The sequence below is a fragment of the Planktothrix rubescens CCAP 1459/22 genome (assembly GCA_904830895.1).
GTDB classification, from domain to species: domain Bacteria; phylum Cyanobacteriota; class Cyanobacteriia; order Cyanobacteriales; family Microcoleaceae; genus Planktothrix; species Planktothrix agardhii.
Genome location: LR882958.1, coordinates 2,872,874 through 2,891,801, shown reverse-complemented (window position 1 = coordinate 2,891,801; position 18,928 = coordinate 2,872,874). Strand labels below are relative to the sequence as shown.

The window sequence follows — 18,928 nt, the reverse complement described above, 5'->3', positions numbered from 1 at the left end:
AGCTTGGCTGGGGCGGGGGCGATAAAGATGGGCACCGGGGAAGTGTAGACTAACAATAGATTGATTGCCTATTCTCAACGATAATTATGAACTATCTTGTCACCGTCCTCTCCGATCGCTTTCAAGCAGAAACAGCCTATGTTGAATTAGAAAAAGAAGGTGTCCCGACCCCTCAAATCAGTATTTTAGGAAAAGGGTATAAAACCGCCGATGAATTTGGCTTAATTGACCCGAATGAAAGCGCTATTAAACAAGTGAAATTAATGGCAACTTGGTTAATTCCCTTTGGATTTGTTTCGGGTTTTGGTTTTAGTTTAATTACGGGATTAGATACCTTTGCCTGGGCTGGAGTTTTGGGAAATCATTTAATCGGTGCGGTTCTCGGTGGAATTTCCGGGGGGTTAGGGAGCATCTTGGCCGGGGGTGGAGTCGGATTAATTGTTGGTGGCGGCGATGCTTTACCCTACCGTAACCGCCTGAATGCTGGGAAATATTTAGTCGTGGTCACGGGTTCGGAAACCTTAATGCGGAAAGCTAATCGGATTTTAAGAGACTTAGAACCGGAAAATATTCAGGGTTATACCGTTGGTGAAAATGAATAATTAAAATAGAATGTTATCATAATTTTAGCATAAATTTTCATCTTCCTTAACCTAAAATCCCTTAATGTTACCAAGAGAAGAACTCCTAAAAGGTATCGAAAATCGAGATACTATAGCACGGGTTATAGATCTGGCAGAACAAGCCCTGAAAACCTGGGAAATTACCCTAACAGATTTCCTTTCTCCCCCTGAATTAGCTGAATCTGAAAAGGTCTTTAGCCGCTTAACAGAAGTACAAATGATCCCATGGGGAGGCTATCCCCAAGCGGAACGCCAACGGTTAGGAATTGCCCGATCTGAACTTCCTCTTGATACTTCTCAAGTCAGCGTTATTGTTTTAGAAATTTCCGGTAATTTTCTCTTTGATCCCGCTACCCATCGAGACTTTTTAGGGTCGATGTTAGGGACGGGAATTGTCAGAGATAAAACCGGGGATATTATTGTTTTAGGAGAGCGTGGAGCCCAAACCATTGTCACCCTAGAATTGGCGGATTTCCTAGAGTTAAATCTGACTCAAGTTCGATCTGTTCCGGTGAAAACACGACGGATTGATCCGGGGGAATTAAAAGTTAGAGAACCCAAAAAGAAAGAGTTAACAACTGTAGAGGCTTCCATGCGGTTAGATGCGATCGCATCTGCTGGATTTGGAATGTCTCGTAGTAAGATGGTGAGTTTAATTGATGGGGGAGATGTGCGGGTTAATTGGAAGGAAATTACCCAAGCTAGTTATCAATTAAAATCGGGAGATTTAATCGCCATTCGGGGAAAAGGACGTTTAGAAGTTAAAGATATGGCTATTACTAAAAAACAAAGATATAGAGTTGAATTAACTCGCTATCAATAATCAGTTTGTACTGAATAATTTAAGGAGAATATTAGTAATGGTAAGACTCTATAATCAATCTTTTGAAATTTTAAAAACCGAGTTAAAAAAATGCGCTGAAAAAGATTTAGTTGGGGAAGTTGGAGAAAAAATTGTTCTTAAACGCTTAGAAAAAATGCGATCGCAATCGGGAGAATCTCTAACTTTATATGAATTAAAAAACTTAGTTTCCGATCAGTTTTATGAGTTTGATGAAGTAGTTTTACAGAAAGCTGCAAAAGCAAATCATCCACCCGGAATTGGGCAAAAGCTGGCTTTAGGTACAGCTATTTTAGGGGGATTTGTGGGACTTGTGGCTCTAGCTAATTTACCCTATCCCATGATTCGGTTTCCTGTTTCAAAAACCGTCCCTATTTTATTAATTCCCAGTTATATTAGTATGGATTATAACTATCGACAAGCCGTATCTTTAGTAGAACAATCCGATCAATTAATTAATCAAGCTACGGCAATTACTGATATTGAATTAGGAGTTGAAAAAGTTGGAAAAGCTCAACAGCATCTGGATAAACTCCCAGTTTGGTTTTTAGGTTATTATCCTCAAGCCTACTGTTCATTTACGGGTTGTGTTTGGCGATTTACCTTCGATGAATATGAAGGTGCTAGAAAGAATATTGGCCGGATGGAATCTAAAATTTTTCAAGAACAAAATGCTTATCAAGAATATACAAAAGCCGAACAATTAATTAAGGAATCTCAAAACAATTTCTCTAAAACTCCTCCGGGCAATGAACAACAACAGATGATTAACCTTTGGCAAAAAGCGATTGATCAATTAGATAAAATTTCCTCCGAAACCTTAGCCGGAAAATTAGCTGAAAAACAGTTAGAAACCGCTAAACGAGATTTTCAACAACAACTAGGATTTGTTGCGGGAACCCTGAAAGGAAATACCTTAATTGATGCCGGGATGCAGTTTGGAATTCAAGCTGCAAAAGCCGCTAAAAATCCCCCTCACACCGCCAAACAATGGGAACAAGTAATCAAATTATGGCAAGAAGCAATTCGTCGCTTAGAACAAGTTCCAACGGATAATCCTAGTTATTTGGATGCTCAGAAAAAATTAGCTGAATATCAATCAAATTTAGGAGTTTCCGAAAGTCGGTTAGAAGCGGAAAAAGACGCGGTAGAATCACTTAAACAGGCAAAAGCCGAGATTGCTCAATGGCAAACCTCAGCCCGTTCTAAAGAGCCTAATATTGGTTCCTTAATTGGTCAATTAACCGATATTATTAGTATATTAGAACAGGTTCCCGCAGGGACAACAGTTAGCGCAGAAGCCCAAAAATTATTAGGATCAGCACGACATACTCGTGATAAATTATATATGAACTAACTTGATATTTTGAAACCATTCCGTCCTTAAAACTGATTAATTCTATATAATTATGACTCAAACACCAGAAGATTTTTCCCCATTTATTTCCTCAACACCCGATCCATCAGTAGATACGGCTAAATTAATACAATTATTACGGCGGAAAGAAAGAAATTGGGTGGAATGGGGCGACGCCTGTGCTCAATTACAAAAATCTGGTTATAACCCCCAACAAATTTTTGAAGAAACGGGTTTTGAACCCATTCAACAAAATCAAATCATTGTAGCAGGACAAGTCTTTACTTCCTTAGTAAAAGGCAATTTATCCGAGGAAATTCGATCCCGTTTTCAACAACGGGGAAGCGATATTTTATATGAATTTCGTATCCTAAATCAAGCAGAAAGGGTGATGGCGACGGAGTTTTCCGATCAGCGCAAATTAGATGCCGATGAAGCTAGAGAATTAGCCAAAGCCATCAAAGAATTCTCTCGGTTTTCGGTTCTCCCCCCGGGTTTTTCTGATCATCCTGGAGATGCTTTAGCCTATCAAGCCTGGAAAGCTGCCCGACAACAACATGATTTACAACAGCGATCGCGTTTAATTGCTAAAGGATTAAAATATGCTCACTCCCAAACCGCACGAGAAACCATAGAACAACTATTAACAGATTTTTCGATTACCGCCAAAAAATCAGCGCCTCGTTTACCAATGTATCGTTTAGAAACGGAAGAAGATCTACCCCGTTTAATTCCAGTCGTGGGGAAATTTCCCTTAACTCCATCGGATTTTAAAGCCGTTCCTTTGATTGAAGAATTAGGAGCATTTTCCATTGTTAAATCATCGGGAAATGCAGCTTGGGTAGCGGTTCCTGGCTGGCAAGTGGTCAGAAAGTCAGAAGATCCAATTGCTGTTTTAGGAAATAGCGCTAATTTACCGAATCCCTTACCCGGTAAATCAGAACCCGTTTTAATCCTGATTGATCGCGCTCAACGGGAATGGGATATTGATTCTTATTTCTTAGTTGAAAAATCTGAAAATTTAGAACTGCAATGGTTCGATGAAACTCCCGATATTCATTTACTAGGAAAATTAATTTTAATTATGCGTCCTAAAAAGGTATTAGATGAGGATCAAATTCATGATGTTTGGCAAATTGATGAGTAGAAAAAAGAGAGGGAACACCGGAACAGCCCCCCAAACCCCCCGTGCACGGGGGGCTAGGGGGGGAGGGAACAGGGTAGGGGATGTGTAATTAATTTTGTTTAGGTACTTAATAACTTTTACCCATTACCCATTACCCATTACCCATTACCTATCTTATTCTATTATGACGATACCAACGATAACCATAAATTCCCCCTCCAATGATTAATAAATAGGGACTAAAAGCCAATAACCATAAAATCAATCCTACTAATAGCCAGGTAAATTCACCCATGGTATGAGTTGCTTTTCCCCAAGTTTCTTGGACTCTTAAACCCAGATTTTCTTGAGCAGGAGACACAGAAACCGACGATTCAATTGTTAAATCAATAGTAGAATAAGCGACTTGATTTTGTAAATTTCTTAACTGAGCATCAATCCGTTCAATTGATTCTCGAATTGTACTTAATTCATTTGCTGCTTTCAAAACATCCCCAACGGAACCCGAACGCTCCATAATTTTTAACACCATTTCTTCCGATTTCCGTAAATTTCGCAGTCGCGCCTGGACATCGACTAATTGATCCGAAACATCCTCCGCCGTAATCATTTGATTTTCTACTGTTCCCAACTTTGCTAACGCATTTAAGGTGGTTTCTAAGTGCTGTTGGGGAACTCTGAATTGGATATAAGCCGTTTGACGCTGACTATTATCAGGGGATTTTTGAGCCTCAAATTTTAAAATATCCCCTTGCTGTTTTTTAATAATTTCTGTAATAGATTCTGTAGTTTGATGAATTGATTGTACTATTAATGTTAATTGAGCGCGTTTAATCAGTTGGGATTGTTTTTTGGGTTCCGTGGTCGTTGGTGGCGGTGCAGAATTAGCCATTTCCAGACTATCTGCTGTGGCTAAAGGTGCGCTGGCGGGAGACATCTGTTTAGCTTTATTCGCCTGAGCGCAACTCGATAAAGCTAAAATTGATACCATTAACCATAAAAAAAATCTGGGTTTTAATCCAGTCTGAGAGCGAATTTGATCATAATTCATAGTGTTATATTCCTATTATCGTTCATTATCCACTTAATATTGAGCCTAGCATGACAGACGATCTTGATCTCGATTCAGTTTCCTCCGTTAATCCTATCCTAACTTCGGAAATAGTCTTTTCTGATCTGACAATAAATCCATTAGAAAATATTGATCAAATTCGTGCATTCCGAGAGCAGAAAATTAAAGAAATTTACCAAAGTTTACGTCCGGGTCAACAACAAATGGCCGATTGGAATGGGGGGCCCCTAGCTATTTCTGCGGTTCCAGGGGCGGGAAAATCAACAGGAATGGCCTTTGCTGCGGCATTGGCGAGCGCCCGCCATCAACTCCATTCCCAGCATCAATTAGTGATTGTCACCTTCACCCGTTCCGCCGCCGCTAATATTCGGGCAAAAGTCAGTCAAGAACTCAAACAAATGCGATTACCTTTAGGGGGATTTTTTGTTTATACATTGCATGGTTTAGCCCTAAATATTGCCTTAAAACATCCAGAATTATCAGAATTAAATTTAGAAAATTTTACTTTAATTTTACCTACTCCTAGTAATAGAATTACCCGTACCTGTGTTGAACAGTGGATTGCTGCTAATCCTCGCCATTATCAACGATTAATTGAAGGAGTTAAATTTGATGGAGAAGAAACAGAAAGATTAAGACGTCAATCGGTTTTAAGAACAGAAGTTTTACCGAACTTAGCTTGGAAAGTGATTCAAGAAGCTAAAAGTTCAGGACTACAACCGCAGGATTTAACCAATATTTCGGAACAAATTCCTGATGATTATGAAACCTTAGAAATAGCCGCCGGATTATATGAAAATTATCAAAATATATTGCGATCGCTGAATTTAATTGACTATGATGAGATGATTTTAGCCGCATTGCGAGTTTTAGACAATCCAACGGTTCGTCAAGTTTGGCAAAATCAAGTATTTGCTGTTTTTGAAGATGAAGCTCAAGATTCCACTCCCCTACAAAGTAAACTCTTGAGAATTTTAGCCAGTTCTTCTAAGTCAATTACTGATGATTTAGATACTTTAAATTTAGTTAGAGTCGGCGATCCAAATCAAGCGATTAACTCCACATTTACTACGGCTGATCCTATTTATTTTCGTCGTTTTTGTAATGATTGTGAACAGTTAAAACGATTAGCTACCATGGATCAAGCCGGACGCAGTAGTTGTATTATTATTGACGCAGCTAACTATATGTTATCCTGGGTTAATCGTTCAAAATTAGCTGGAAATGAACAACCTTTTCGAGAGCAAATGATTAAATTAGTGGGATTTAGTGATCATCAATCTAATGCTAATCCCCCGGCTTATGGTCGAGGTTTAGAACTCTGGGAAATGGCGGACATTTATCAGACCGTTGAGTTAATTGTCCAAAAAATTGTTACTATTATTGAAGACGATCCCCAAGGAAAATTTGCGATTTTACTAAGAGAGAATAAACAGGGAGAATTTATTTCTAATGTTTTTAATCATCCCCAATTATATAATATTAAAATTTCCGAAGATTTTAAAAGCAAAATTCGGGTTTATGATGCCTCTCAGCAGGCTAGAAATTCTCAAATTCCAGCAGAAATTTTATCTTTATTTCAATTTTTGGATCGTCCCCATTCACCAGATTATTTAAAATTAGCATTAAAAGTATTAGGCGATCGCAATTTAATTCCGAATTTAGATTATAATAAAATTGCAATTCATCCCGAAGAATTTCTTTATCCCGGCCCCCTTGACCCCCCACAATCAGAAGAAATTCGTCAATGTCGTTATTTTTGTTGTCAATTATTGCAAGCCCGTTTAGAACTTCCTCCCTATCAATTGATTTCCTTTTTAGCCCTATCCTTGCAATATGAAAAAACGGAATTAGCCACGGCGGATAAATTATCAGAACGCATCGGTCAAAAAACCTTTGGTAACCATTCCATGGGAACAATTTTAGATGTTTTAAATGATATTGTCAGTTCAGAAAAGTTTGAACCCGTGGATATTGATCAGGAATCAACCTCTAAAGACAGTCCCTATACCCGGGAAGGTCAATTAACATTAATTACCATGCACAAAGCCAAAGGATTAGATTGGGATTATGTGTTTATTCCCTTCTTACAAGAGTCTACAATTCCGGGGAGTTTAAGAGTTTTACCCCAAGCCAAATTTCTAGGAGAATTTACCCTTTCGGAAGTCGCCCGTGCCCAAATTCGAGCCGCTGCTCACGGAGAAGAATTAATTCCTGATATCGCCACTGCTTGGGAGCAAGCTAAGGATTTAAAAACCGCAGAAGAATACCGATTACTCTATGTCGCCATGACCAGAGCTAAACGTTTTTTATGGATGTCTGTGTCTCGTTTTTCTCCCTACAGTTGGCATAAACCTGAAAATCAGCAAGAACAAAAAGCCTGTCCGGTTTTTATTGCGTTAAAACAACAATTTCCTCAACATTTTTTCGAGAAATTTTAGTTGTTGGGCTTTAGCCCTTTAGATTGGGGGGCTAAAGCCCAACAACTAATTTTTTTAGGCTTGAATTGACATTAATATCTCTAATTTTGGTTGAATTTCAGCATCAAATCCAGCGTTTTTTAAGGAATCAATTGTTGCTTCGGCGTTCTGTATCCAGAAATCACGACCTAAACAAATCCCTTTATTACTAGGTTTAAATTCTCCTTTAACCGTAGCAACAATTGGAATATTAGCTTGTTTTTGATTACCCGAAGATTGTTCTTTTAGCAGTGCATGAAGTTTTTGAAGTCGGGATAAATCATAAATTTCCTCAAGTTTTAGGTGTAAAAGTACCATTGAATTTGATTCCTCTATTTCCAAATCTTCCAATAAAAGAGCCGGAATTTTATCAATCCGAGGGAGAGTATCCGCCGATTGTAACTCATCAATAATAAGCTGAAGTTTATCTTCCTGTTTGTCAGTTTTACCCGTGATTAAAACCACATCATTTTCCTTCGGAAAAGTCTTGATTTCTTGATAGGTTTTAGGAAAAATAATTGCTTCCATTTGTCCGGTTAAATCTTCGATTTGTAAAAACGCCATCCGATCGCCTTTTTTGGTGGTATGTAGTTTAATAGCAGTGATTACAACAACTACTTTAATCTTAGATTTTTTATCCGTTGATTCTGATAAAGTCACTCTTTCATCTACAGAAATCGATCTTAAGATGGATTGTAAAGGATGTTCAGAAACATAAAATCCTAATAATTCTTTTTCAAATTGGAGTTTTTCCTGAACTTTGAAATCCTCAAGTTTTGCGGGTTTTGGTGCATCTTCATGGGTATCTTTTGTATTAGTTCCACCCCCTAAAATATCGAATATACTTTGTTGACCCACGGCTCGATCTTTGGCTTTACTTTGCGCCCAAGAAATTAATTTATCTAAATGATCAATAGCTTGGCGACGGTTGGGGTTAAGTTTATCTAAAGCACCACATTTAATTAATGCTTCTAAGGCGCGACTATTCACCATTTGTAAGTTAATGCGATCGCATAAATCAGGAAAACTCTTAAATTCTCCCCCTTCTTGACGAATTTCTAATAAATGTTCGATCGCTCCTTCCCCAACATTTTTAATCGCAGAAAGTCCGAAAATAATACTCTTATCCGAGGGGGTAAAATCCATCCCCGAAAGGTTTATATCGGGCGGAATCACCTTAATTCCCAGGGACTTTTGACAAGATTCAATATATTTTTGAATTTTATCCGTATCTCCACTATTAGCACTTAATAAAGCCGCCATATATTCAACGGGATAATTAGCTTTTAAATAGGCGGTTTCATAGGTAACATAGGCATAGGCCATGGAATGGGATTTATTAAAGCAATTAGAAGCCACTAAACCGTTGTTGAGAAGAAAGTTATGATCTTCTTGTACGCCAATATCATAAACGGGTTGAGTTCCTAAAGATTTTCGACTAATAATTTTAACCATTTTTATAACTCCCTAAAATTTGCTCAATTTTTAACTTCTTATGTTGCAATCCTAAATTTGGATATTGATCAATTAAATTATATAGCAATCCTATTTGAGTTGTAAGTAGTTACACAAAATAAATTACCTAGTTGACGGAACAGCCCCCCCAAACCCCCCGTGCACGGGGGGCTAGGGCAGGGCTGTTTCAAAGTCAGGTGAAAAAGAGTAAAGAAAGAGCGATCGCCACCTGATAAAATGGAGAGCGATCACCATTTTTTTCTAAAATAAAGATGCTAACAAGTTTAATAGAAAATTTAAAAGAAGTCAAGGATTTCCGAAAAAATCAGGGAAAAAGGTATAGTTTATGGGAAGTGCTATTAGTAGTAGTTTTAGGGGTGATGTCAGGGCATCAAGGATATCGAGAGATGGAATATTTTGTCAAAGCCAACGAAGTTATCCTGAAAAGAACATTCAATATCTATAGCCAAGGAATGCCATCTTATTCAACAATAAGGAGGGTGATGAGAGGAGTAGACGAGAAGGATTTAAGCAAAATAGTAAAAGAATGGTCAAGAGAGAATTCTCCTAAATTAAAGGGAATAGAGGGATTAGCAATAGATGGAAAAAGTTTAAGAAGTACGGTAAAAGACCCAGGCAATCAGCAGCAAAACATGGTAATAATGGTATCTCTATTTAGTCAAGAAACCGGATTAGTATTAGCGACGGAAAAGTTCGAGAGTAAAACCGGTTCAGAACAAGCTGTAGCCCAAGGGATAATAGAAGAATGTGGTCTAAAAGGAAAGTTAATAACTGCGGATGCGTTACATTGTAATGTCACCACAGTCCGAAAGATTATCGAGAGTGAAAACGATTATTTAATCGCGGTTAAAAAGAATCAAATCAAACTGTATAATCAAATTGAAAAAATTACAAAAACGACGAAAGCTGAAAGTATAGATACTCAAAAAGAGAGGGGTCATGGACGAGAAATAACTCGTCGGGTATCAGTGTTTAAAAATTCGATAAAAATTGAAAGCCCTTGGGAACATATTCAAAGTATAATTCAGGTAGAAAGGTGGGGATACAGAGGAAAAAAGCCTTATAGAGAAACGGTTTATTATATAAGTAGTATCTGGGAAAAGGCGGATTTTTTTTCCAAAAAAATTAAAGGGCATTGGGGGATTGAGAATCAAGTTCATTGGGTAAAAGATGTGTTATTTAAAGAGGATAGTATGAAAATTCATCAAGTACAAGCCGCGACTAATTGGGCACTGCTCAACACCCTAGGATTGAATATTTTCAGAGGTTTAGGATTTTTGTCAATAACAGAGGGAAGAAGGTGGTTAGGAAATCATTGGGAGAAATTAGTGGCTATCTCTTAATCCGAAGGTTAAAAATGAAAAAATAGAGCAATTAATTTAGGAAAAATAGATAAAAATCGGGAATGTAAGTCTTACTCCATAGGGAATAAGAATATTTATGCTGCTTAGATAATACCTCCTATAATTAATATTAATATAGCAATTATATGAAATATTAATTATTCGGAAAATAGCTATCATGTTTGAGAATTATGACCCAAAAGTAGGCTATAATTTTCAAACATGAAACAGCCCTGGGGGCTAGGGGGGGAGGGAACAGGGTGGAGGATGTGTAATTAATTTTGTTTAGGTACTTATCTAAAATTTAGACTTAAAAGGGAACACCGGATAATACTTCTATAGTGGGACTTAAACAAAAATAAGGGAAGAAATAGATGATAATGATTATGTAGCAAGCACATAACATTCAAGAATAACGAATGAAAGAGACAACCCCGGCAGCGATGCCCCCCTGCTTTGACCGATGGTGTCAAAGATTTGACGATATATTTGGTCATCTTGCCCAAAAACGGGAATTTAGGAACTATTTAGGGGGATTATTGGGAGAAAGTGAGCGAAAAAACCTGTCGCAAATGGCGAATAACTCCGTAGGAGTAGCTTACCACCGATTACACCACTTTTTAACCGAAGCTCCCTGGTTAGCAATGAAACTGAATCAGCGTCGCCTGGAGGTGATGAATCAGTGTAAGCAAACCCAGATTAGTCGGGGATTTGCCCTAATTATTGATGATTCAGGACATCGAAAAAGCGGGAACTTTACTGATGGAGTGGGACGACAATACATCGGAGAAATCGGAAAAACCGACAATGGAATCGTAGCAGTAACGAGCCATCTATACGATGGCAAAAAAAGCCTACCATTAGATATAGAATTATATCAAAAAGCCGAGTCATTACCGTCAGGAAAAGCTGACCCGGAATTTAAAAAGAAACCGGAAATAGCATTAGAATTAATAGAAAGGAGCTTAGAGAGAGGATATCAACCGGGAATTGTGCTAACAGATGCCGGGTATGGAAATAACACAAATTTTTTACAAGAGTTAGAGAAAAAAAGATTAAAATATATAGGGGGAGTCGCCAAGAATCGAAAGGTAATCCTCAAAAAGGGGGAAGATAAAACAGAGGAAACTCGATTAGATAATTTAGCCAAATCGTTGCCCCAAGGAGCTTTTAGTGAAATTCAACTCCAACTAGAAAAACCCAGAACTGTGTGGGTAGCAACAAAAGAAATTGAATTATCAAAGTATGCAGGGAAGAAAGTAATAGCCATCGTCATGAATGCTGCCACTTTCGACCAAGCCAGTGATATTGATTATTTAATGACTAATGTTGAGGCATCAAAAGCCACAGGAGAATGGATAGTAACGACCTATTCACAAAGAAATTGGATAGAAGTTTTTTACAGGGAAGCTAAGGGTTGGTTGGGGCTGAAAGAATATCAAGTCCGAGATAAAAGAAGTCTAATCAGACATTGGATTTTGGTATTTTGTGCCTATACTTTTATTCTCTGGCATAGTTTAACTGGAGGGTTAAGACGTCGATGGGCTAACAAACCTTTAAACACATTTGCTGATGCCCTTGAAGCCTTCCGCACAGCGATTTCCTTTCGATTTGTGGAGTGGCTCCAGAATAATAGGGATGTATTTGCAGCCTACAAAGCAAGTTTAGGCTTGATTTGGGCTTGATTTTTGTTTAAGTCCCAATAGTAGGGGTAATTCATGAATTACCCCTACATACCCCACCACGGTTCCGGTGTTCCCTGCTATATCTGTCAATTCACAGCCAGTTGTGAAACTGGTCTAGGGATAATATGAACAACCCTAGGTAAAATTTGCTGTGATCAAGAGAAATAAAATAGGGTTGTAATGCTGATTACATAAGACTTTCAGGGTGATGCACAAGGGCCGAATGTAGAGGATAAACCCACCGCATCTAATTAGTTACATCAGAGAGTGGAACATTGATGTCACTACTCCAAAGGGGCTACTTCTACTATTCAAAGTGTAGAGAGTTGAATCACCGAAACACCAAACCGCCTTTAACTCTCGCCTTCTGTACACAGTGCTTTACCCAAGGAAACCCATCATGTTTGCACAAGATATTTCGATTCAAGATTCTGAAGTTACTCTTAATTCTCTTAATTCTATTGATCCCCAAGCCTTAGCTCAACTCTTATTACAAGAATTGCAAACAGCCGTCAAAACCCTCCCCGCCAGTGGTCGGACAGTGACGCTACGGATGGCCCTAGAAGTAGAACGCATTTGTGAAAAAAGCAACCGGATTCAAACCTCTGGCGATGTGGAAACCTGGCAGTTAAGTTTGGCCCGTCATCGCTTACAAAAGTGCTTAGAATATTACAAACTTGGCTCTCGTCAAGGTAGGGTAGAACTCCACTCCCACTTAGCCGCGATGGTCTACCGTCACGTTGCTTCCTTTGAGTCTCAGTTGAGTTTCCAAGCTCGTTACAACTTAATTGAAGACTTTTTACAAGGATTTTATGTTGAGTCTCTGCGGGCCTTTCGTCGGGAACACAGCCTGGAAGCTAACTATACTCCCCATACCCGGTTAGAATTAGCGGAATATATGGCCTTTACCGAACAGTATGCTAAACGTCAGATTGGTTTACCCGGTCGTAACCGTCAACGGTTAATTGTCTTACGCGCCCAAGGGTTTGCTAAAGGTCAACCCCCTGAAACCTCTATGGATATTGAATTAGCCGTTGAAGGTGGCAAAACCGAAGAAGCTGAAGCTCAAAGTCGGACATCCGCGATGCAGCAAATTCGGGAAAAAATGGTATCTGAAACCGTTGACCCCGCAGAAAGTGTTTTACGAGATCGGGTGATTAATGAACTAATTCAATATTTAGAATCCCAAGGACAAACCGATTGTGTTAAATATTTAAAGCTGAAAATGCAAGATCTACAAGCCTGCGATATTGATAAAGCCCTGGGGTTAACCACCCGTGAACGGGACTATCTGCAACAACGGTTTAAATACCACGTCGAAAAATTTGCCCGGTCTAACAACTGGAAACTCGTCCATGAATGGTTAGGGGCTGATATTAACCAAAAATTGGGGATGAATAGCGAACAATGGCAAGCCTTTCAAGCCCAATTATCCGTCGATCAGCAACAGTTATTACAACTCAAAGACCAAGAAGAAAGCGATAAAGCGATCGCCTCTATCCTCAAATGCACCCCCAAACAAGTCCAAAAACGTTGGGCTAAAATCCTCGACCTGGCTTTCAACTACCGTAACAACGAGGCCTCAGCCCAAATTTCCCCCGACAAAATGTAATATATTGTGAGTTAAGGGTATTCACAAGAGAGAAATTTTTGAATAATAATTTATTACATTTTATCGTGCGGAATATGGGTTTTATATATCTGAATCTCCAAACAATAAGGGCGAGTTTTCCTCTCCCGAACAGAGAGACTTTCTCGCCCCCATCTTTATGTAGTTTCGCACAGTCCAATCGTTTATTCTTCGTCGCCTGCTTCTGCGTCGTCAGTGGGATAGTAAAATCCTGTTGAACGACCTGTGAGAACTGACTTACCGAGGGATAAAGCTTTTTCAGCTTGTAGTCTTGCTTTCCGTTTCCAAGTCGCCTTCCGCATATCGCGTCTCGACCTGGACATTTTCTTCTTGGGTACAGCCATGAGCCTAGATTAATGAAGATTTTGCACAAACTATTATAGTACCCTATTTGTACCCTTTGCTAAATATTTTTTTCCCGAAAGTTGAGAAAGGGGACTAGAGAGTTATAATAACGGGGGTGTGGTCGCTGGGTTGTTCCCAGGTTCTAGGAGTTTTATCAATGATAGAACTACTGGCGACTTCATACAGGGGTAAGGTCAAATAATGGGTATCAATGCGCCATCCGGTATTCCGTCGGAAGGAGCCTTGGCGATAGTCCCACCAACTAAAATGTCCCCCTTCAGTGGTGAACTTGCGAAAGGCGTCTTTAAAGCCTAATTCTAATATTGATTCTAAGGCTTGACGTTCAGCATCACTCGCCATAATATGATTTTCTCGACCTTTGGGATTATGAATATCAATATCTTCTAAAGCAATATTAAAGTCACCGCAAATACAAATCTTTTCAGTTTGAGTGAATAGCAGTTTTAAATAGTCTTTGAGATGGTTTAACCAGTTTAATTTATAGTGATATTTGTCGCTATCAATACTGGAACCATTGGGAACGTATAAATTAACTATAGCAACTCCATCAATAATTCCGGTTAAAACCCGTTTTTGTTCATCAAATATTTGAGAGGGTTCTGTATTTAAAATATCAGAGAATCCAAAATGAACCGCTTCTAAGGGAGTTTTACTAAAAATTGCCACCCCATTATAGGATTTTTGACCATAAATATAAAGATTATAACCCAATTCTTCAAAACCAGAACGAGGAAAATCTTTATCAATTACTTTAGTTTCTTGTAAACACAGAATATCAATTTCATTGGTTTGTAACCATTGCCATACCTGATCTTTTCTAGTTCTAATTGAATTAACATTCCAAGTTGCAATTTTCATTCTAAACTCCTAATTAAATTTGTTGTTATATAATATTATTTCTTAGTTGTTTCAAAATTCTTAGTACATCATAAAGCTCATTCTGTAAAGGTAAATGGGAAAAAATACGAGAAATATCATATTGGGGTGTTCCTTGACAATTTAGCTTAATAAAAAAGAACTCTCCCCCATTAGTTACCATACCAAATACAGGTTTTTTAACATCATAATTAGCCATCATATAAGCTAAAGTTTGAGGAATTGCCATATCGAGATTAATTTCAGTTCCCTTAGATTCTAATACCACTATCCAAAATTCTCTTGATACCACTAAAAAATCAATTCTTCCTCGCAAAATTTCCTCTGATACTTCATTCGTAGCTACCGATGTATTAACTTCAACAGCAACTTCTCCTTGCATCTGAAATGGAGGATCATAAAAACCAGCTAATTCCAGCAATGGCGATAAAACTACGAGATTAACTAACCCTTCAGCTAGATGTCTATTGGCTCGATGATAGCGATATCGGGCTTTAATTCTATCTAATACTGCTTTCTCAGAGTCAGTTAAATTAATTGAATCTTCCGTCCATTCTAGGAAAAAATTAACATCCGCAGTACGAACTAAATTAAATTGCTTTTCTGCTTTGCTAATGGTAGTAATTCTTTTAGTAATGGCTGTTGGAGACATCTTAATCACTAGAAAAACAAAATTACAAATGATAAACTAAACAGGGTAATTCATAATCTTCTTGAGACAAAATTGCTTCTAATGCTTCATCCAAAGTACGATTAGGGCTGCATTAATTACATTATACAACAATAGATTTATAAAAATAGCTTTGCACATATCTTGGTGAAGCATCGCCCAAAGCTATTTTTATCGTGTTTGAGTTAGAAATGATAGTGCTAAAGCACAACAACTATTGGGTGCTGAAGCACAACAACTATTGGGTGCTGAAGCACAACAACTATTGGGTGCTGAAGCACAACAACTATTGGGTGCTGAAGCACAACAACTATTGGGTGCTGAAGCACAACAACGGTAAAACAACTGGGGTTAGATAGGACAACATAAACCGCCCGCCCGTTGACTAAATAGAGCATTTTCTCGATAGTCTACGGGACAATCAATCACGACGGGAACGTCTTGATTTAGGGCTTCTTTGAGAATCGGAATTAAATCGGTTGTGGCTTCCACCCGATATCCTTTTAACCCCATACTTTCGGCAAATTTAACAAAATCAGGATTGCCAAATTTAATAAACGAAGATGACCCAAATTGGTCGTTTTGTTTCCATTCAATTAATCCATAACCGCCATCATTAAAGATTAAGGTAACAAAAGGAGTTCCTACCCGTAAAGCGGTTTCAAGTTCCTGATTATTCATCATAAATCCACCATCTCCTGTGACCGCTACCACCTTCCGATTAGGATAAACTAATTTAGCGGCAACTGCACCCGGAATCGCAATTCCCATGGCTGCAAATCCATTGGAAATTAAACAGGTATTCGGCGTTTCACAATGATAATGTCTCGCCATCCACATTTTATGAGCGCCAACATCTGAAATCACAATATCTTCTGGGCCCATAACTTGACGCAAATCATAAATAATTTTTTGCGGTTTAATCGGGAAGGCATCGTCCTTGGCATAAAATTCGTAATTATTACGAATATCTGTTTTTAATTTTAAAGCATAGGGTTCGGGTTTTCCGGTACGGTCTGAACGTCTTAAAATCTCTTGGAGAGAGTCAGAAATATCCCCAATAATTTCAGCAATCGGAATATAACTACTATCGACTTCGGCGGAAGTTTCACCAATATGAACAATCGGAATTTTGCCTTGGGGATTCCATTTTTTCGGGGAATATTCAATTAAATCATAACCAACGGCAATGATTAAATCGGATTTATCAAAACCACAACTAATATAATCTCGCAGTTGTAATCCGGTTGTCCATAACGCTAAGGGATGGGTATAAGGAATCATTCCTTTGCCCATAAATGTATTAACAACGGGGATATTCAGTTGGGTAGCAAATTCTGTTAAAGCGGCACTGGCATTCCCCCGAATTGCTCCATTTCCTACTAATATTAAGGGATTATTGGCTTTAGAAATTGCGATCGCTGCTTCATTCATACTTTGATAAGCAGAATAAACTTTTTCTCGCTTATCTTGTTTGAGAGGATAGCCTTCGACCTCCATACTAGCAATATTTTCCGGGAGATCAATATGCACTGCCCCAGGTTTTTCAGATTGAGCTATTTTAAACGCTTTTCTGACAATTTCTGGCGTAATACTAGGGCGAACAATTTGGGCATTCCATTTAGTAACTGGGGCAAACATTGCCACTAAATCCAAATATTGATGGGATTCAATGTGCATTCGATCAGTTCCCACTTGACCTGTAATTGCAACTAACGGTGCTCCATCTAAATTCGCATCAGCAACCCCGGTCATTAAATTCGTTGCTCCGGGGCCTAATGTTGATAAACAAACTCCCGCCCGTCCGGTTAAGCGACCATAAACATCGGCCATAAATGCAGCCCCTTGTTCATGACGAGTTGTAATAAATTTGATCGAGGAGGTTTTTAAGCATTCCAGGATTTGCATATTTTCTTCCCCTGGAACACCAAAAATATACTCGACTCCTTCATTTTCCAAACATTTAACTAACAGTTGTGCTGTGTTCATAATTTTTAATAAGAATGGTTTCTTTTACCCTATTTAATCCAAACGGTTTTAATATTCACAAATTCGTGAATCCCTTGGCTACTCAATTCCCGTCCGTAACCGGAACGTTTGATCCCTCCAAAGGGTAAGCGAGGATCGGATTTAACTAAACCGTTAATAAAGACAGCACCCGCTTCTAATTCTCGAATTAAACGCTCTTGTTCGGCTTGATTTGTTGTCCACCCACTGGCACCCAAACCAAAGATGGTACTATTAGCAAGGGTAATGGCTTCATCTAAAGAATTAACCCGGAAGATTAACGCCACCGGCCCAAAGAATTCTTCACTGTAAGCAGGGGTTCCTTCAGGAATTTGAGTCAAAATTGTTGGCGGATAAAAATTGCCCGGTTGTTCCAAGAGTTGACCTCCGGTTAATACTTTGGCTCCAGCTTCAACACAGATTTGAACTTGTTGGTGTAATTCCGTTAAAATATCGGGGGTTGCTAAGGGCCCCACTTCGGTATCGGGTAACATTGGATCACCGATTTTTAAAGCCGCAAATTTTTCCGCCATACGACTTTCAAATTCATCGGCAATACTAGATATCAAAATAAACCGTTTTGCTGCAATACAGGACTGTCCATTATTTAACATTCGTGCTGTAACGGCGGCTTCTACTGCTGCATTTATATCCGCCGTTTCTAACACAATAAACGGATCACTTCCACCTAATTCTAGGACGGTTTTTTTAATATTTTGACCAGCTAAAGAGGCTAAACTAGCGCCTGCGGGTTCACTTCCGGTTAAAGTTCCAGCTTTAACCCGATCATCGGTAATAATTTGAGCGACTTTATTAGAACCTACTAATAAAGTTTGAAACACCCCTTCAGGAAATCCAGCTTTTTGAAAAATTTCCCCAATGGCTAAGGCGCATTGAGGTACGTTGGAAGCGTGTTTGAGTAAACCAACATTTCCGGCCATTAATGCGGGTGCGGCAAAGCGGAAGACTTGCCAGAAGGGAAAATTCCAAGGCATGACCGCTAAAATTGCCCCCAGAGGTTCGTAAGCAATAAAGCTATTACTGGCGTCGCTTTCTGCGGGAACATCGGCAAGAAATTGAGCCGCATTTTCCGCATAAAAGCGACAAACGGCGGCACTTTTTTTGACTTCTGCGATCGCGGCAGTAATGGGTTTTCCCATTTCCAATGTCATGATTTTGGCGTAGGTTTCGGCGTTTTCTTCTAATAGATTAGCCGCGTTTTGCATCCATTGCGAACGAGTATCAAAGGAGACTCGCCGATAGTCTCGAAAAGCCCGATCTGCGAGTGCTAAAGCGTTCTCAATTTCGGCATCAGTCAAAGCAGTAAAGGTTTTCACCGTTTCCCCAGTGGCCGGGTTAATTGTAGCAATGCCCATAATTGATTTTTTAGTTTTAAG

16 protein-coding genes are annotated in these 18,928 nt (G+C 38.8%); 9 read left to right on the top strand and 7 right to left on the bottom strand.

Translation table 11 applies throughout. The features are described from left to right. Positions 1-86 precede the first annotated feature (86 nt). From NMG86_RS13555 to NMG86_RS13540, 4 genes are all read left to right on the top strand, one after another. Positions 87-602, top strand: a complete 516-nt coding sequence (locus NMG86_RS13555) for a hypothetical protein (RefSeq protein ID WP_026786523.1) — start codon at positions 87-89, stop codon at positions 600-602. A gap of 64 nt (positions 603-666) precedes the next feature. Then, on the top strand, positions 667-1,446 hold the full coding sequence (locus tag NMG86_RS13550) for a photosystem II electron transport protein, Sll1252 family (protein WP_026786524.1): 780 nt from the start codon (positions 667-669) through the stop codon (positions 1,444-1,446). 37 nt (positions 1,447-1,483) lie between these two features. Continuing rightward, on the top strand, positions 1,484-2,821 hold the full coding sequence (locus NMG86_RS13545; RefSeq protein ID WP_026786525.1) for a hypothetical protein: 1,338 nt from the start codon (positions 1,484-1,486) through the stop codon (positions 2,819-2,821). Positions 2,822-2,873: 52 nt separating this feature from the next. Continuing rightward, positions 2,874-3,968, top strand: coding sequence for a RuBisCO accumulation factor 1 (locus NMG86_RS13540; RefSeq protein ID WP_026786526.1), 1,095 nt, complete (start codon positions 2,874-2,876; stop codon positions 3,966-3,968). Positions 3,969-4,116: 148 nt separating this feature from the next. On the opposite strand, the gene NMG86_RS13535 is transcribed toward NMG86_RS13540, so the two are convergent. Further along, positions 4,117-4,998, bottom strand: coding sequence for a DUF4349 domain-containing protein (locus NMG86_RS13535; RefSeq protein ID WP_043937001.1), 882 nt, complete (start codon positions 4,996-4,998; stop codon positions 4,117-4,119). A 50-nt stretch (positions 4,999-5,048) separates the two neighbouring features. Here NMG86_RS13535 and NMG86_RS13530 point away from each other — a divergent pair, with 50 nt between their 5' ends. After that, complete coding sequence (locus NMG86_RS13530; protein ID WP_052331177.1) at positions 5,049-7,460, top strand: ATP-dependent helicase; 2,412 nt, start codon at positions 5,049-5,051, stop codon at positions 7,458-7,460. Positions 7,461-7,514: 54 nt separating this feature from the next. Here the strand turns inward: NMG86_RS13530 and NMG86_RS13525 are convergent, their stop codons facing one another. Continuing rightward, on the bottom strand, positions 7,515-8,933 hold the full coding sequence (locus NMG86_RS13525; protein WP_026797851.1) for a helix-hairpin-helix domain-containing protein: 1,419 nt from the start codon (positions 8,931-8,933) through the stop codon (positions 7,515-7,517). Between the two features lie 272 nt (positions 8,934-9,205). Between NMG86_RS13525 and NMG86_RS13520 the strand changes: the two genes are divergently transcribed. The 3 genes from NMG86_RS13520 (at position 9,206) to NMG86_RS13510 (ending at position 13,594) form a co-directional block, all read left to right on the top strand. After that, positions 9,206-10,297, top strand: a complete 1,092-nt coding sequence (locus NMG86_RS13520) for an ISAs1-like element ISPlr1 family transposase (RefSeq protein ID WP_026795269.1) — start codon at positions 9,206-9,208, stop codon at positions 10,295-10,297. 419 nt (positions 10,298-10,716) lie between these two features. After that, entirely contained in the window at positions 10,717-11,982 is a 1,266-nt protein-coding gene (locus NMG86_RS13515; protein ID WP_026796362.1) for an IS701 family transposase, read from the top strand. Between the two features lie 400 nt (positions 11,983-12,382). Then, positions 12,383-13,594: a HetZ-related protein gene (locus NMG86_RS13510; protein ID WP_026794120.1), complete on the top strand. Its 1,212-nt coding sequence runs from the start codon at positions 12,383-12,385 to the stop codon at positions 13,592-13,594. 182 nt (positions 13,595-13,776) lie between these two features. Here the strand turns inward: NMG86_RS13510 and rpmF are convergent, their stop codons facing one another. The 3 genes from rpmF to NMG86_RS13495 all read right to left on the bottom strand — a co-directional run bounded on the left by rpmF (position 13,777) and on the right by NMG86_RS13495 (position 15,506). After that, positions 13,777-13,956 (bottom strand): 50S ribosomal protein L32, encoded by a 180-nt coding sequence (gene rpmF, locus NMG86_RS13505; RefSeq protein WP_026786530.1) that lies wholly within the window; start codon positions 13,954-13,956, stop codon positions 13,777-13,779. A gap of 94 nt (positions 13,957-14,050) precedes the next feature. Then, entirely contained in the window at positions 14,051-14,836 is a 786-nt protein-coding gene (gene xth / locus NMG86_RS13500) for an exodeoxyribonuclease III (protein WP_026797850.1), read from the bottom strand. A 25-nt stretch (positions 14,837-14,861) separates the two neighbouring features. After that, positions 14,862-15,506, bottom strand: coding sequence for a hypothetical protein (locus NMG86_RS13495; protein ID WP_026797849.1), 645 nt, complete (start codon positions 15,504-15,506; stop codon positions 14,862-14,864). A gap of 235 nt (positions 15,507-15,741) precedes the next feature. On the opposite strand from NMG86_RS13495, the gene NMG86_RS13490 reads away from it, so the two are divergent. Then, positions 15,742-15,864 carry a hypothetical protein gene (locus tag NMG86_RS13490; protein ID WP_272944384.1) on the top strand — a complete coding sequence of 41 codons (123 nt, stop codon included), beginning with the start codon at positions 15,742-15,744 and terminating at the stop codon, positions 15,862-15,864. Between the two features lie 11 nt (positions 15,865-15,875). Here the strand turns inward: NMG86_RS13490 and NMG86_RS13485 are convergent, their stop codons facing one another. Next, complete coding sequence (locus NMG86_RS13485; RefSeq protein ID WP_026797848.1) at positions 15,876-17,513, bottom strand: acetolactate synthase large subunit; 1,638 nt, start codon at positions 17,511-17,513, stop codon at positions 15,876-15,878. Between the two features lie 29 nt (positions 17,514-17,542). Further along, on the bottom strand, positions 17,543-18,907 hold the full coding sequence (locus tag NMG86_RS13480) for an NAD-dependent succinate-semialdehyde dehydrogenase (protein ID WP_026797847.1): 1,365 nt from the start codon (positions 18,905-18,907) through the stop codon (positions 17,543-17,545). Positions 18,908-18,928 lie beyond the last annotated feature (21 nt).

Coding starts and splice junctions, on each gene's coding strand:
- NMG86_RS13530 (WP_052331177.1), top strand. CDS start 5,049: ATGACAGACGATCTTGATCTCGATTCAGTTTCCTCCGTTAATCCTATC.
- NMG86_RS13480 (WP_026797847.1), bottom strand. CDS start 18,907: ATGGGCATTGCTACAATTAACCCGGCCACTGGGGAAACGGTGAAAACC.
- NMG86_RS13525 (WP_026797851.1), bottom strand. CDS start 8,933: ATGGTTAAAATTATTAGTCGAAAATCTTTAGGAACTCAACCCGTTTAT.
- NMG86_RS13535 (WP_043937001.1), bottom strand. CDS start 4,998: ATGAATTATGATCAAATTCGCTCTCAGACTGGATTAAAACCCAGATTT.
- NMG86_RS13555 (WP_026786523.1), top strand. CDS start 87: ATGAACTATCTTGTCACCGTCCTCTCCGATCGCTTTCAAGCAGAAACA.
- NMG86_RS13485 (WP_026797848.1), bottom strand. CDS start 17,513: ATGAACACAGCACAACTGTTAGTTAAATGTTTGGAAAATGAAGGAGTC.
- NMG86_RS13540 (WP_026786526.1), top strand. CDS start 2,874: ATGACTCAAACACCAGAAGATTTTTCCCCATTTATTTCCTCAACACCC.
- xth (WP_026797850.1), bottom strand. CDS start 14,836: ATGAAAATTGCAACTTGGAATGTTAATTCAATTAGAACTAGAAAAGAT.
- rpmF (WP_026786530.1), bottom strand. CDS start 13,956: ATGGCTGTACCCAAGAAGAAAATGTCCAGGTCGAGACGCGATATGCGG.
- NMG86_RS13545 (WP_026786525.1), top strand. CDS start 1,484: ATGGTAAGACTCTATAATCAATCTTTTGAAATTTTAAAAACCGAGTTA.
- NMG86_RS13510 (WP_026794120.1), top strand. CDS start 12,383: ATGTTTGCACAAGATATTTCGATTCAAGATTCTGAAGTTACTCTTAAT.
- NMG86_RS13515 (WP_026796362.1), top strand. CDS start 10,717: ATGAAAGAGACAACCCCGGCAGCGATGCCCCCCTGCTTTGACCGATGG.
- NMG86_RS13520 (WP_026795269.1), top strand. CDS start 9,206: ATGCTAACAAGTTTAATAGAAAATTTAAAAGAAGTCAAGGATTTCCGA.
- NMG86_RS13495 (WP_026797849.1), bottom strand. CDS start 15,506: ATGTCTCCAACAGCCATTACTAAAAGAATTACTACCATTAGCAAAGCA.
- NMG86_RS13550 (WP_026786524.1), top strand. CDS start 667: ATGTTACCAAGAGAAGAACTCCTAAAAGGTATCGAAAATCGAGATACT.